The sequence below is a fragment of the Methanococcus voltae PS genome (assembly GCF_024807035.1).
Classification (GTDB): domain Archaea; phylum AGJL01; class Methanococci; order Methanococcales; family Methanococcaceae; genus Methanococcus; species Methanococcus voltae.
The window spans coordinates 98,975-114,541 of record NZ_JANUCQ010000004.1; the positions used below are offsets into that span (position 1 = coordinate 98,975).

A 15,567-nucleotide genomic window follows, 5' to 3' on the forward strand; every position below is an offset into this window, starting at 1 on the left:
ATTAATTAATTTTTATTATTATTACCATACAACATATAAAATAAATATTACGATTGAATATGCAATATTGAACTATAATAGAAAATGGTGAATTATGGACGAAACGTATCAAAAAGTTTTAGAATTTCATGGTCATGAATGTCCAGGGATTGCTACAGGATATAGAGTAGCAAAATACATATTGGAAAACTTCAGTAAAGAATCAGAAGACGAAGAATTAGTTGCTATTGTTGAAAATAACGCTTGCGGTGTAGATGCTATCCAAGTAATGCTTAGTTGTACCTTTGGGAAAGGTAACATTAAGTTTGTAGACCATGGTAAAATGGCATTTACTTTTTACTGCAGGGAAACCGGCAAAGGTTTAAGAATCTATGTTAAAGGCGTTGAAAGCGATGCAGAAAGAAAAAAATATAGTTACTATCTTGGTAGAGACTTAAATGAACAAGAAGCTAAAGAATTAGCAGAATTTAGAAAAGATGTTATTTCAAGAATTCTTAATGCTGAAGCTGATGATTTATTTAAAATTGAAGAAGTAACAATTAAAGAACCTAAAAAAGCAAGAATATACAACTCTTTAGTATGCGAAAACTGTGGCGAATACTTTATGGAAATTAAAGGAAGAACCATTGACGATAAAGTAGTATGTAAAGATTGCTTTAATAAAATAGTACATATGGAACAATAAGACTACTAATACTAATAAAAATAATAACACTAATTTTATAATACATCATTTTTTCATTTTATTACATTACTTATTTTCACAAATTGTATTGAAAAATGTATGCATAAAATGATAATATTTCATAAATGGTTAGTATTACGAATAATTTATTTGTGTTATTATTTCTCATATATTGAAAATAATGATTATTTAATGATTGTTATTACCATTATTATATATTGTAATATAATGTTAAAATTTTGATTACGGAGGGTTATTTTGAAATTAACACACTCGAATAATTGGAAAAAAATATCCAAGTTATCCGTTTTTGCAGTCATTATGGCACTTTTAATGGTGACAGTTAGCATGGCAGGCTGTATCGGTGGCGGTGCAGATGAAAATGTTAAAACTACAGGAACAGATGCTGGAAACAAACAAGTTGGCGCAGATGCTTCAAGTGACTTAATAGAAATTGTAGATACGCAGGGAAGAACAGTAAAAATACCTAAAACGGTGAATAGAGTTGTTTGCTCTGGAGCCGGTGCTTTGAGACAAATATCATATTTAAAAGCTACTGATTTAGTTGTTGGTGTTGAAACAATTGACCACGACAGCGCTTTTGGTAGGCCATACACTATTGCAAATTACGAAACATTTAAAGAATTACCAATCACCGGTTTAGGTGGTGGTAAAGACGTAGGAAATGGTCCTTACCCAGAAGCTACATTAGTTGTAAAACCTGATGTAGTATTCGTAGTAAACATTGATGCTACAAAAGCAGACAGCATTCAAGAAAAATTGGGCATTCCAGTTGTAGTTTTAGCATACGATGAAATTACAAACTTCAATGATGAAAAATTATTTAATTCCCTTACAATAGCAGGTAAGATATTAGATAGAAACGAAAGAGCTGAAGAACTCATTAATATATTTAAAGATTATCAAGCAGATTTAACCAAAAGAACTGCAGGAGTTACAGAAAAACCAACTGTTTATGTTGGAGGTATTTGTAACAGAGGTTCACACGGTGTAGACAGTACAAAAGGTATTTTCCCACCATTTGAAGCTATAGGACTTCACAACATTGTAACCAAACCAGGACACAGCTTTATTAATCCTGAAACATTGGTTGCTGAAAACCCTGATTATATATTCATAGATGAAGGTAGCTTTGAAAACATTGAAAAAGACTACAACGAAAACCCTGAATACTATGCTTCATTGGGTGCATTCCAAAACGGAAAAGTTTACTGTACATTGCCATACACCTACTACAGTACTAATTATGGTACTGCAATCGTAGACGCTTACTATATTGGTAAAGTTGTTTACCCTGAACAGTTTGCGGATATTAATCCAGAAGAAAAAGCAGACGAAATCTACACTGCAATTGTAGGTAAACCTGTTTACAATGAAATGGCAAAAACCTACGGTGGATTTGCTAAATTCGATGAATTAGTAAATAAAAATTAAAATAATTAATTATTTCCTTTTTCATTAATTATTTTTATATTGATTGATTAGATGGACTAATGAAATAAATTTAAATAGTATTAGTAGTATTAAATAAGATTAATAATATTAAATAAGCTTAATAATATTAAATAAGATTAATAATATTAAATAAGATTAATAAATTTAAATAAGATTAATAAATTTAAATAAGATTAATAATATTTATATTTTACATTATACATTATATGTTATAAAAAAGGGGTATTATGGACTCTAATAATTCAAACGATATATTAAAATTATATAAGAAGAAAAATTTACAAAAAATAATCCTTGGATTAATTTTGATAGTATTGTTAATAATCGTGAGCATTTACTCGATATGTACTGGAGAATATCAACTTTCAATTATGGATATAATAAATTCCATATTGGGAAACGGTAGTGTGGCTTCAGACCTAGTTATTTGGAATATCAGGATTCCTCGAGTTCTTGCAGCAATTGTCGCAGGGATAAGCCTTGCAGTTTCTGGTGCTGTTATGCAGTGCGTACTTAGAAACCCACTTGCTTCACCATTTACAATGGGTGTTTCACAGGGGGCAATGTTTGGTGCCTGTGTTGCAATTATGCTTTTAGGTGTAGGAAGTGCAGATAGTCACGGTTCAATTGTAGTGGATAACTTTCAAGCAGTTTCATTGTTTGCATTCCTTGGTTCATTAATTGGGGTTTTCGTAGTATTGGGGTTAACCAAGTTAAGAAGATTATCACCAGAATCTATGATTTTAGCAGGGGTTGCAATGAGCTCCTTATTCACTGCAGGTACAACATTATTACAATACTTTGCAGATGAAATGCAACTTGCAGCTATGGTATATTGGACCTTTGGGGATTTAGGTCGTGCAGGTTGGACTGAAATAATGGTTATGTTTGGTATTGCGATTATTTCGATGATTTACTTTATATATAAGCGATGGGACTACAATGCCCTCGAAAGTGGTGAAGAAACAGCTAAATCAGTAGGCGTTAACACAGAAAGAACAAGATTAGTAGGTATGATAATGGCGTCACTTGTAACGTCTGTTTGTGTTTCATTCCTGGGAATTATTGGGTTTATTGGTTTAATTTGTCCTCACTTGGTTAGAATTGTAGTAGGTGGAGATTATAGATATTTAATACCACTTTCTGCCCTTGTAGGTGCAGTAATTGTTACCTTCTCAGATGTGATTTCTACAACAATTCTTTCACCGATAGTATTACCAGTAGGTATCCTAACTTCATTCTTAGGTGCTCCGATGTTCCTTTACTTATTAATGAGGATGTATAAGAAATAAAATAACAAAATTTATATTTTTATATTTTTAACTTTTTTATTTCCTATTTTATTTTTTCTTTTATTTTTTCTTTTATTTTATTTTTAAATTTGATATTATCATTAATATTGGATTTAGTTTTATTCTAATATTCCATTCTTTAATGCAAAATACACAAATTATATAAACTTATTTTGTATAGATATACTTATATTTTAATAGTAGTATTTCAAAAAAATAGTTTTAATTTATAATATCATATACTATCATTAATATCATATATTGATAAAATTTTATGGTGAATAAATGAGTAAAGAAACACAAAAAGTCAAAAAACAGGACAAGGACATATCACTAAATGACATGGATAGCTTGGAATTCTCCGAATGGTATGGCGAAATCTTAGAAACTGCTAAAATATACGATTTAAGGTACCCTATTAAAGGTTGCGGAGTATATTTGCCATACGGATTTAAAATAAGAAGATATTCATTTGAAATACTTAGAGATTTGTTGGATTCTACAAATCACGACGAAACACTATTTCCTATGTTAATACCTGAAACTTTACTTGCAAAAGAAGGCGAACACATTAAAGGATTTGAAGACGAAGTATTTTGGGTAACACACGGCGGTAAAAACGAATTAGATGTTAGATTAGCTTTAAGACCTACCTCAGAAACAGCTATTTACCATATGATGAAACAATGGCTTAAAGTTCACACTGATTTACCATTTAAATTATACCAAACCGTTAACACGTTTAGATACGAAACAAAGCACACGAGACCTTTGATAAGACTTAGAGAAATTATGACCTTTAACGAGGCGCACACAGCTCATAGTACCAAAGAAGAATGTGAAGCTCAGGTTAAAGAAGGAATGTACGTATACAGTAGTTTCTTTGAATCTCTCGCAATCCCTGTTTTAATTTCAAAAAGACCAGAATGGGACAAATTCCCAGGTGCTGAATACACGACCGCTTACGATACAATATATCCAGACGGAAAAACCATGCAAATCGGTACAGTGCACAATTTAGGTCAACATTTTGCTAAAACCTTTGACTTAGAGTTTGAAACTGCAGAAGGCGAAAAAGACTACGTTTACCAAAGTTGCTACGGTATTTCCGATAGAGTTATTGCTTCAATTATTGCAATTCACGGCGATAAAAACGGACTCGTAATTCCTCCAAAAGTTGCCCCAATTCAAATTGCAATGGTTCCTTTATTATTCAAAGGCAAAGAAGAAATAGTTCTTGAGAAATCTAATGAATTATATGATAAATTGAAAAAGTTCGCAAGAATTGAGTTGGATACAAGAGATATTAGACCAGGACGTAAATTTAATGATTGGGAGTTAAAAGGTGTTCCATTAAGAATCGAATTAGGTCCAAGAGATTTAGAAAATGACAAAGTAATGATATTCAGAAGGGATACAAACGAAAAATTCGACGTAGCCATTGCGGACTTAACCGCCGAATATCTTGTTGATTTAATGGAAACAGTTACTTCAGATATGGCCAAAAAAGCTTACGACGCATTCTTAGGACATATTGAAATATTGAATATCGAAGGTATTGATAACGAATCATTAGTTGAAACCATAAAAGAAGCTTTAAACAATAGAAAAGTTGTATTAATTCCATTCGATGAAAAATTGTACAATGAAGAATTTGAAGAGCAAATTGGTGCTTCGATACTCGGAGAATGCGAATTTGAAGGAACAAAATATATTTCAATTGCGAAAACATACTAAAAACATATTAATATGTTAAAGATAATTTATTAATTATTCTGTAACATATAATTCTCTTTAATTTTAAATCAAAAGTAATATATTAGTTTAAAAATATAGATTATTACATAATACAAAATTATAATACAAAATTATAATACAAAATTAATAGTAAAATAAAATAAAATAAAACTTATAAAAAATTATTTGAATTTTATAATAGCTCAAAATATTCGAAATATTTAAAAAAATTATTTAAAAAGACAGCGGGTGATTTTACAATGTCTGAAGAATACAAATATATGAAAGGTACTACAACAGTAGGTATTGCTTGTACTGACGGCGTAGTGTTGGCAACAGATAAAAGAGCGACAATGGGAAACCTTATTGCAGATAAAGAAGCTAAAAAATTGTACCCTATCGATGAGTATATTGCAATGACAATTGCAGGTAGCGTTGGAGATGCTCAGTCACTTGTAAGAATTATATCCGCAGAAACAAAAATCTACAAAATGAGAACTGGTAACAATATGTCACCTTTGGCTTGTACAACCTTAATGAGTAATGTTTTACACGGTAACAGACATTTCCCATTAATGAACCAGCTTATAGTTGGCGGTTACGATGTTTGTAACGACGAACCTCAATTATACTCACTTGATGCAGTGGGTGGAATTAATGAAGAAACAACCTTTACGTCAACTGGTTCAGGTTCGCCTACCGCTTACGGTGTTTTAGAATCAGAATACACTTCTAAAATAAAAACAGCGGGTGCTTTAAAATTAGCTGTAAGGGCTATATCATCAGCTATGAAAAGAGACGCTTATTCAGGAAATGGAATTTCACTTGCTAAAATCGATAAAAATGGCGTAAAACTCTATTCTGAAAAAGAAATTGAAACTATTTTGAAAAAAACAGAAAAGAAATAAGTGAAATAAGTGAAATAATTAACTAATTAAATAATTAACTAATTAACTAATTAAATAAAATAATTAAATTTACTTTTTTAATTTTATTTTTCTCTTTATTTTATTCTAATTTATTTTTAATTTTAAGATTATCTACTCATTTTTTCACAAATTTTTTGGAACATTAACTCAGTTGGGTCTTCTAAATCAGCCACCTTATTTTTAACACCGATATTGGTTATTGCATAATCTATAATCTCACTTAAATCGGTTGTATGAACCATATAACCCTTTTCAGTTAAATATTCGTCTACCCCAAGCAAAGTTTCCGGATAACATGAAATTGTAGGAATGCCCATTACTGCAGCCTCTCTATTCATTGTACCGCCTGCACCTATCATCATATTTGAAAAATGCAATAACGAAAGTGCGTCTATGGTCTTGGGGATAATAATATTGTCATATTTTGAGTAAATTTCCCTTTGTTTCCTAGTTCTTGGAAATACAACAAGATTACAACCTATTTTGTCAAGTAATTCTTCAATGATTTTTGGTAATAAGTCTGTTTTTCCAGTACAGTATGAAGAATTAGGGCAAGAACGTAACACAATGGTTGGTAATTCTGTATCAATACCTAATTCATATAATATGGCATTATCAATTGGATATTTGTCACTTTTTGACCTAGAATTTATGTTTGCAACTTCACAGGTGCCCTCAAATGATAAAATACTGTTTATATCAAAATAAGATATATTTTTATTTTTTTGGATAACATCTAATTTATTTTTCGTACCTATCGGACATATTAGTTCGTCTACGAGAGGTAACGTCAATTTATTTTGAGCTACAGCTGTTTCATTGTCTAAAACGAATATTGAAGGTATATTTAAACCAAAAGAAACCCTTGGAAGCTCCACAGAGTGTTTAGCTACAGCTACCTTGGGTACATTTTCTTTCCTAGAAATAAATTTTGTAAGCTCCATTATCCGGTTTGTAGAATTTACGAGCTTTCCACTTAAAGTACTTGAGTGTTCCCCAAAAGAAACGTACTCATAGCCGTAAATATTTATTAAATCCTCTAAACTTTGAAATTTACGAGCCGTTAATATATATTCGAGTCCTTCTTTCTCTAACTTTTCTATTAACCTTGAAAAGTAATGTATATGAGGGGAATTTGTTAAATCAATCCATACGTCAGTAGTCATTAAATCACCGATACTACATATAATAAACATTAAATCTAATATAATATGAAATTTACTAATTTAAAAATAATATATCCTAAACCCTAAAAATCAGAATAAAATTTACAAATCTGTAATTTACAATTTTTAATTTACAATTTTAAGTTATAAGTATTATTCTATGTTTAAGTCTATGATTATGCACAATCCTCGATTTTAAATATTAAAATACTTTAACACGTTTTTAAAATATATTTTTAATAAAATAAATAGTATTGTTTATATATAATTATTTTCATTTAATACATATATATTAAAAAAATAAAAATAGTATTAATAATAATATTAATTTTAGTTTTACGTGAAAAAATGGCATTTGTAGGAATAGACCACGGCACATCTGGCGTAACAACCTGTATCGAATATAATAACGGAGAAAAGAAATTTTTTAAGTTAAAGAGAACCGAACTTAAATCAAAATCAAAATCATACATAGAAGAATTAAAAAAGTATGTGGATTTAAATGAAATTAAATTAATGGGCGTTTGTTATTCAATGGGGGATGGAATAAATAAAATAACTGACATACAAAAAGTTTCAAACCGAGGGGTTTTAAATCTTGAAGGAATCGGCGAAAAAGTGGGCGGGGGAACTATCGTATACGATGAAATAAAAGATTCTGGAATACCTGCGGTTTTAATACCGGGATTACATAAAAACGTTGCTTCAATGGATAAAAGGTTCAATGCGCTCTACTCGCATATTGCTTCACCGGAAAAAATATCTATTGCCTACAATGCTTTTAAAACATTTGGTTACAATGACTTCGTACTTTCAGATATTTCATCAAATACTGTGACTTTGTTAATAAAAGATGGTATGATATTTGGGGGCTTTGATGCTTGTGTCGGTGCTTCAGGTATTTTGCATGGTCCTTTGGACTTAGAATTAATTAGGGAAATTGACTTAGGTAAAATTGACGCTAATAGTGCTTTTTCTAAGGCTGGAGTCGTTAAAATTGCTAATTTATATGAAGGTGTCGAAGATACCAAAAAAGCCATAATGGGAAAATACAATAGCGACGAAAATTGTAAATTGGCACTTGATAGCCTAGTTTTAAGTGTTTGTATGGAGATAAATTCTTTAATGTTTTTAAATTCCTCGAATAAAGTTGTTTTAGCTGGTTCAATTGGAACTTGGAAAGATGAAAAAGAAAATATCGACGTATCAAATATGATAGATGAAATGTTAAATAAAAATAAAATTGATATTTCAGTATTAGATGGCGAAAGTGCCGCAGAAGGCAGTGTTTTAATTGCAAAAGATATATACAATGGCGTAAAAGATATTTTAGGCATAGAAATTGATTATTCAATAAATTGATTTAATTGATTTAATTGATTTAAAACATATTATTTTTAATTTTATCAGATATTTTAATATCATTTTAAAAATAAAATTTAAAAAGAGAAAAAAGAAATATCTATTTTTTATTATATTATTCTATTTTTTATTTACTTTTTATTAGTATGTTACTTTATATGTGTCACCATATCTTTCGACCAATAAAGGAAGGCTTGGTTCTTCTTCCATTTGTCTAAAGTATTCTATGGCTACCCTAGTACCGGTTCTATCAGAACCTGCAATATAGTACACAGTATGGTTATTTATCTTTTGAATTTGAATATATCCTTTCCCAATTCCGGGGTATTCGTTAGTTATTCGCTCTGCGAATCTATTTTGGTATGTTTTGGCATATAAATTAACTACGGGACCGCCCACAATTACCATATCGGAATTAACCGTTATATTTGATATACTCATACCTTGAGTTCGGCAAACATTCGTAGTTAAATACTTACCATAGCCTACATCGATTTCAGAACCTGCAACCACTACAGAGTTGGTCATAAAAGACGTTATCATCTTTGAAAGTTGTAATTGAGGGTCTGAAATTTCGTCTACAATGCCCGAACCTCTACTACTGCCCGAACCATAAGAGTTTGGTTGCGTGGTGTCAATTATTATCGATTCCAATACCTTTTTGAATATTACATCGATTTCAGGGTCTTTTACAACCGTTATTTCTACGATAGTGTCGTCAACTATTGTATACCATCCTATGGTACTTCCTACATCGTTTAATTTTAACTCATATTTGGTACCATTTTGTGTTGCATAAATACCTTTGATTTCTAAATCACCCTTTGGTATTTGCAATATTAGAAATCCTTTTTCGGTAGTGTTATTTGCAATTATTTTGAGTTTTGATTGTAATTCATTATCTTCTTTTTTGGTTTCTGAAGATATATTTGATATATTAAATCCTGCATTCAATATAATTTTAATATTATTTTCTAAATTTTTTGTAACGTTCTCCATTTGAGATTCATTGGTAACATTCGAATAGTTCATATTCGATGCAACTTCTGCGACATTGCTCATATTTAACAATGTTTCATTTGTAATTGGTATCGAAACATTTGCCACATTTGGAATTATCAATGTTCTATTCTTTTTACTATTATCATTAGCATTTTTAATCTTAAATTTTATCTTTGTAGTTTTATAATTAGTATGATTTTCTGTTTCAATATCTTCGCTTTCGTTTTCAATTTCGTCCCAAACTTCACTACTTAAATTAATATTTCCAAGTTTTTCCGTTGTTGTAGTATTTATCACATTAAAAGTTAGTTTATCATATCCTTTGTTGGTGCATATATCCAAAACTTCGAATGAAACTTTATAACTACCTACTGGTTTAGTTGATGTAAAAGTTATCCAGTGTATTAATCCATTTCTATTTGTAATATTCCAAGTCTCATAACCTTCTACAGTCACCTTTAAGGACTGGTTATTCACTTCTATATTATCACTTACCTTGCAAGTTAGATTTATGACTGTATTAGTGGTATTTATACCGTTTGGCGATATTTTTCCGTCAATTACCGGTGGTTCGGTATCAATCAATACTGTATTAAACTTATCAATTGTAAAAGATAGTGGTTTATCTTTTGCGTGGCTAGTTATTGTAATATTACTTATTCTCATCCTTTTTTGTTGTACTAATGTATTATTTTGTAATATTACTACCATATGGTCTTCAATTTCTTCTTCAGTCATGCCATACAATATTTCATCTACATTATAAAATTCAATATTTGCAGATTTATTTTCAAACTTATTTTCAAATCCTGAAGTTTTTAATAATGTCATATTCTGATTTTCAATTTTTATTAATTCATTGATGTTCTTTAATTGATTTTTGAACTCTGAGGTTATATTAATTGAATCCGTAATTGTTAATTTTCCATATTCATTTTTGAAGTATAAGTTACTGAAATTTTGGTAATTATCTTTATTTACTTCATCTAAATTATTTTCGTAACCTTTTTCTTCACAAATTTCGGAAATAGTTGTAAATTCGTAATTTACTTTATCAGTAATTCTTATAAGAGAATTCATATTTTTTGAAAGATAATAAGGTAGTATTTCAACATTTCCGTTTATTTTATCAATTATTTCAGGGTAATTAATTGTTCCCCAATAGCAATGCGTTGCATTTAGCATAAAATTGTTATTAGGTACACCGTTTACAGTTACTCTTGTGAAATCCTCCATATTATTTTCTGTAAATGTTATGTTGCTTGTAATATTATATACTGGTGAAACTCCCCCGTGGTAATTTTCTTTCAAATCTATTTGGATATCATCCCAATTATTATTTTTAAAGATATTATTTTGAATTAATACATCTTTTATAAAAGGGCCGGCATATATTCCAAATTGTTTGTTATTGTAAATATTGTTGTTATATATCGATACATTTTTCATTGGTAATACATTATTCTTTGTTTTTTCGCTACCTATTCTTATGAGTGCAATACCATTTCCGTATTTGTAATTTGAACCTTGCGTATCGTCTCCTTCGTTACCATTATCGTGTATATCATTATTTCTTATTATTATATTTTTAATGGCTCCTGCGATTTCAATTCCTGAACGTCTGCTTCCATATATATCATTATATTCGATTACAGTACCATACAAATCACCTGCAGGGTCTCCTAAATAATCCCCCCATATGAAAATGTTGTTACCATTTCCACCAGAGCCAAATATTTTATTTCTTGAGAAGGTACTATTTGTTATCGAATTATTACCATAGTGTGGAACTATGTATAACCCCATTCTACCTTTATTTTCAGGGTCATCTAGGTTAGTATTAGGTCCTATGATGTTATTTTGAATAGTTATGTTGTTAATATTGGTACTATCTGCTATAACACGCAATAATTGCCTATTACTAGTTTCAGTGTATAAGTTATCTAGTATAAAACCTTTAAATACTACATCATCAGTATTGGCTATATCAACCGTTATACCATCAGCACCGGGATTTGTTGACCGGATAACACTTTCAATTGTCGTATTCCAGTTGTAATTTTCAGGCACAGTATAATCATTATCTTTTTGTATGTCGTGTGTAGCACCTAAAATTGTTAAAGGCTTGTTAATTGTTATATCTCCATTGTATAAACCAGGTGCTACATAAATTGTATTATAATTATGTGCGACGTTTATTGCATCCCTTAATGGATTTGCCGAAATTGTTGTATTTATAATACTATCGTGTTCGTCTATCCATGAGTAAGTTGAGTCTGTTACATTTAAAACGTCTGAATAAACAGGCGCAGGCGCAGGATTTGGATTATAATTTGGGTCTACAGCCATACATACGTTGAGTACACATAGTAAACATAAAACATATGTCATAATCCTTAAATTTCCCCCTAAAAAATTATTCTTTTTCATAATTTCCCCCATGTATTATATATTAAATAGTTAAATACAGATAAAAATTAGCAGTTGAAATAATTAATATAAATATTAAATATAGATGTGTAACTTCAAAATTGATAGTCAATGATTGTCATTTTTAATTGATTGATATGATTGATATGATTGATAAATACTATATGTCATTAAATATTATTTTTTTAATTAAATATAAACATGATGTATTCAACTATATCAATATATTAAAAACTAAGATTATTAAAAAATAAAATAAAAATAAAATAAAATAAAATAAAATAAAAAATATGGATAAGATAGATAACTAGATAGATAACTATGTATTAAATTAATCAATAATTAAGAAAATCTTTAATTTGGTGATATTATGTATTATACTTCAATAGTTATTGTTATACTTTCAAATATATTTTACCACATATTTCAAAAATCAATTTCTCAGGAAGTTAATCCATTTATTTCATTGTTTGTAACTTATTTAATGTCCCTATTTGCATGTATTGTCATAATGCTATTTCAATGCCATACTGGGGAATTAAACTTTTCAAATCTATTAACTAACTTTAAGGGGCTAAATTGGGCTTCTTATGGGCTAGGATTTGTAATAGTAGGTTTAGAATTGGGCTTTTTATTAGCTTATCGAGCAGGTTGGAATATTAGCATTGCTGCATTAACCACATATATTATAGTTGCTTTGTTGCTATTGCCTATCGGCGTATTCATCTACAACGAAGGTATATCATCCCTTAAAATAATGGGGATTTTATTATGTTTATCGGGTCTTTTTTTGATTAACAAGTAATCATAAGGGCGTATTATTAAAATTATTAAAGTATTACACGAATAAATGTATTTCAAAAATACCCCATAATCTATTTTTTTATGACAATATCTATTAAAAATTAAAATAAAGCGTATATTGGCTTTTTTTTATTAATTAATATTTTATATATTATCTATAAATTCGACGATAAACGTGACATACTATGTTAGTTATCGAAAAATATATAAATAAAAAAAATTATCTTTTTTTCTGTAAATATTTATCATTATTATTAATGATAAATATCGTTTATATCCCTTAAAATATGGAGGTAAGAATATGAATTTAAATGAAAAATTAGCAAACCCTGCACCATTAGGTCTTATGGGCTTTGGAATGACGACTATACTTTTAAATCTTCACAATGCCGGTCTTTTTGAACTTGGTTCTATGATATTAACCATGGGTATATTTTACGGCGGACTTGCACAGGTTATCGCGGGAATCTTAGAATTTAAAAAAGGAAATACTTTTGGAACTACTGCTTTTACGTCATATGGTATGTTTTGGCTTTCGTTAATAGGTTTAATACTATTACCAACATTAGGATTAGGACAAGCTCCTGAAAACATTGCGATGGTATCCTATTTAGGTATTTGGGGCTTATTCACATTAGGAATGTTTTTAATAACATTAAAAGGAAGTAACAAACAGTTACAGTTGATTTTTGGAACTTTGGCGCTTTTATTCTTCTTATTAGCACTTGGCGACTACACAGGGAGCGCTATGATAAAAACTTTAGCAGGATATGAAGGTATATTCTGTGGTATGACTGCAATAGGCTCTGCATTATATCAGGTAAAAGAAAGTGTTGTAAACCCTTAAACTTCTTAAAATCTTTAAAAATAACATTATAATCTTTTTAAATTTAAATAACTATTAAAAAACTATTAAAAAATAAGAATATTTTATTTTTATTTTTATTTTTATATTATATTTTATTATTTTTTCATAATAATATTAATTATAGATATTATTCGTTTAAATATCTGTCAAGTATTCCCTTTAACATTTTAGCGTGTCTTGCTTCGTCTCTTGAACTTTCTTCAAAGAAATCATGTACGTGCTCTAAATTATGGCTTTCTGCCATATCTGCTGCAGCTTTTTTCTCTTTGTTAGCCATCATTTCGCCTTTGTACATCATTTCAATGTTTTCTTTTAATGTTGGCTTAATTACTTCGTTCATTTCAGCAAATTTTGAAGCGTGTTCTGCTTCTTCCCATGCCATTGTTTTTAAAACTTCTGCGATTTCTGGGTAACCTTCTCTCTGAGCTTGTCTTGCCATAGCTAAATACATACCTACTTCTGCACATTCTCCTTTAAAGTTAGCCATTACCTCTTTTTCCATAGGGGTGTCTTTTGAAACTCCGATTTTGTGTTCGTTCACTAATTCCATGAAATCACCGTTTTATTTTTAAGCTACCTTTATATTTTAAACTATATATACTATTCGGATTGATTTAAGACGTAAAAATCAATATATCCGAATTTAAGGAGTTAATTTAAAATTTTAAGGGTATTTCGTACGATAGATACGTATTTCGTATTACTATAAAACTTTATAAAAAATTAAAAAAAGTATATTTAAATTATTTTTATTTTATTATTTTAGTATTATTATTATTTTATTATTTACTCATTGTTTAATTTATCAATGATTAATTCTGCAACTTTTTTTCCTGAAAGGTACATACCACCAAAGATTGCACCCATTCTATAACCGCCGTGATAAGCGTTTGAAGCCATTCCACAGGTGTAAAAGTTAGGGAATATCTCTTTTGTATTTTCTACGAGCGTATTTTCTCCAACGTCTGCCCACATTGACTTTTCGCCAGGAACTACCATGTTTAAGTCTTTATTTTTCCTTGCGAGTGTGTGTACAACTGAAGCGTCGTGTCCTGTAGCATCAATAACACATTTTGCACTGATTGTTATCGGGTCGACGTGTAAACCTGCCTTTTCGATTGCGTAAGATTGAATAACTACACCTGAAACCTTTCCTTCTTTTAAAATAAGGTCTTCTACGACAATACTTGTTAATATCTTAGCTCCTGCGTCAATCGCTGCTACACCCAATTTTGCAGGGACTTCCACGGAATCAGCGGTGAATAAATCCGCTTCTATTTCTGGATTATCGCCAATATTTACAGGTTTTAAGTTAATACCTGCTTCCCTTAATATTTCATCAGCTGGTTTCTCGACTACAATGTTAGGGAAGCCCATCCCTCCGCCCCATGTTCCGCCACCAAATGATAAGTGTCTTTCTAAAATAACAACTTTTAAGCCAGCATTTGCTAAATATTTACCTGCGGTTAAACCACTTGGTCCAGCCCCTACGATTACGACATCGACATCTACCATATCCATCCACATTTCAAATGTAGATTTTAAAATGGATTTTGTAACTAATTTCTCTTCAGCCTTCAATCTTTGCATATTTGCGCCTCTTCTTTATTATTTTTATTTAATTTTGAGTATTTTGAGTTTTGTTTTTTTAAAAAACTGTTTTTTATTATATTTTGTACTATATTTTGACACTAAAACAGTATAATAAAATACGTCATAATATATAAAGGTTATGCAATTTATCATTATTAATCATTATAATTAATTATTAATCATGACAAATATGAACAAATTAAAAAAAAAGAAAAAAGAAAAA

At 29.6% G+C, this 15,567-nt stretch carries 12 protein-coding genes; 8 read left to right on the plus strand and 4 right to left on the minus strand.

Annotated features, from left to right (window positions below; all coding sequences use genetic code 11):
* Window positions 1-94 precede the first annotated feature (94 nt).
* The 5 genes from M2325_RS07410 to psmB all read left to right on the plus strand — a co-directional run bounded on the left by M2325_RS07410 (window position 95) and on the right by psmB (window position 6,098).
* Window positions 95-685: an FmdE family protein gene (locus M2325_RS07410; protein WP_259052471.1), complete on the plus strand. Its 591-nt coding sequence runs from the start codon at window positions 95-97 to the stop codon at window positions 683-685.
* 258 nt (window positions 686-943) lie between these two features.
* Window positions 944-2,140, plus strand: a complete 1,197-nt coding sequence (locus M2325_RS07415; RefSeq protein WP_245314008.1) for an ABC transporter substrate-binding protein — start codon at window positions 944-946, stop codon at window positions 2,138-2,140.
* A 248-nt stretch (window positions 2,141-2,388) separates the two neighbouring features.
* On the plus strand, window positions 2,389-3,453 hold the full coding sequence (locus M2325_RS07420) for a FecCD family ABC transporter permease (RefSeq protein ID WP_209590719.1): 1,065 nt from the start codon (window positions 2,389-2,391) through the stop codon (window positions 3,451-3,453).
* Window positions 3,454-3,804: 351 nt separating this feature from the next.
* Window positions 3,805-5,190, plus strand: coding sequence for a proline--tRNA ligase (proS, locus tag M2325_RS07425; RefSeq protein ID WP_209590835.1), 1,386 nt, complete (start codon window positions 3,805-3,807; stop codon window positions 5,188-5,190).
* Between the two features lie 260 nt (window positions 5,191-5,450).
* Window positions 5,451-6,098: an archaeal proteasome endopeptidase complex subunit beta gene (gene psmB, locus M2325_RS07430; RefSeq protein WP_209590718.1), complete on the plus strand. Its 648-nt coding sequence runs from the start codon at window positions 5,451-5,453 to the stop codon at window positions 6,096-6,098.
* Window positions 6,099-6,226: 128 nt separating this feature from the next.
* On the opposite strand, the gene M2325_RS07435 is transcribed toward psmB, so the two are convergent.
* The gene (locus tag M2325_RS07435; protein ID WP_209590717.1) at window positions 6,227-7,285 is read right to left on the minus strand and encodes a DUF354 domain-containing protein; all 1,059 of its coding nucleotides are present in this window, start codon (window positions 7,283-7,285) and stop codon (window positions 6,227-6,229) included.
* A gap of 348 nt (window positions 7,286-7,633) precedes the next feature.
* Here M2325_RS07435 and M2325_RS07440 point away from each other — a divergent pair, with 348 nt between their 5' ends.
* A complete protein-coding gene (locus tag M2325_RS07440; protein WP_259052474.1) occupies window positions 7,634-8,647 on the plus strand; it encodes a methanogenesis marker 12 protein in 1,014 nt (337 codons plus the stop codon).
* Window positions 8,648-8,788: 141 nt separating this feature from the next.
* Here M2325_RS07440 and M2325_RS07445 read toward each other — a convergent pair whose 3' ends face one another.
* Window positions 8,789-12,079, minus strand: coding sequence for a hypothetical protein (locus tag M2325_RS07445; RefSeq protein WP_259052479.1), 3,291 nt, complete (start codon window positions 12,077-12,079; stop codon window positions 8,789-8,791).
* Window positions 12,080-12,449: 370 nt separating this feature from the next.
* Between M2325_RS07445 and M2325_RS07450 the strand changes: the two genes are divergently transcribed.
* Entirely contained in the window at window positions 12,450-12,884 is a 435-nt protein-coding gene (locus tag M2325_RS07450; RefSeq protein WP_209590714.1) for a hypothetical protein, read from the plus strand.
* Window positions 12,885-13,184: 300 nt separating this feature from the next.
* A complete protein-coding gene (locus M2325_RS07455) occupies window positions 13,185-13,730 on the plus strand; it encodes an acetate uptake transporter (protein WP_209590713.1) in 546 nt (181 codons plus the stop codon).
* A gap of 148 nt (window positions 13,731-13,878) precedes the next feature.
* Here M2325_RS07455 and M2325_RS07460 read toward each other — a convergent pair whose 3' ends face one another.
* Together M2325_RS07460 and M2325_RS07465 are read right to left on the minus strand one after the other, a co-directional pair.
* Window positions 13,879-14,301 (minus strand): ferritin-like domain-containing protein, encoded by a 423-nt coding sequence (locus M2325_RS07460; RefSeq protein ID WP_209590712.1) that lies wholly within the window; start codon window positions 14,299-14,301, stop codon window positions 13,879-13,881.
* Window positions 14,302-14,537: 236 nt separating this feature from the next.
* Window positions 14,538-15,341 (minus strand): sulfide-dependent adenosine diphosphate thiazole synthase, encoded by an 804-nt coding sequence (locus M2325_RS07465; protein ID WP_209631507.1) that lies wholly within the window; start codon window positions 15,339-15,341, stop codon window positions 14,538-14,540.
* Between the last annotated feature and the right edge of the window lie 226 nt (window positions 15,342-15,567).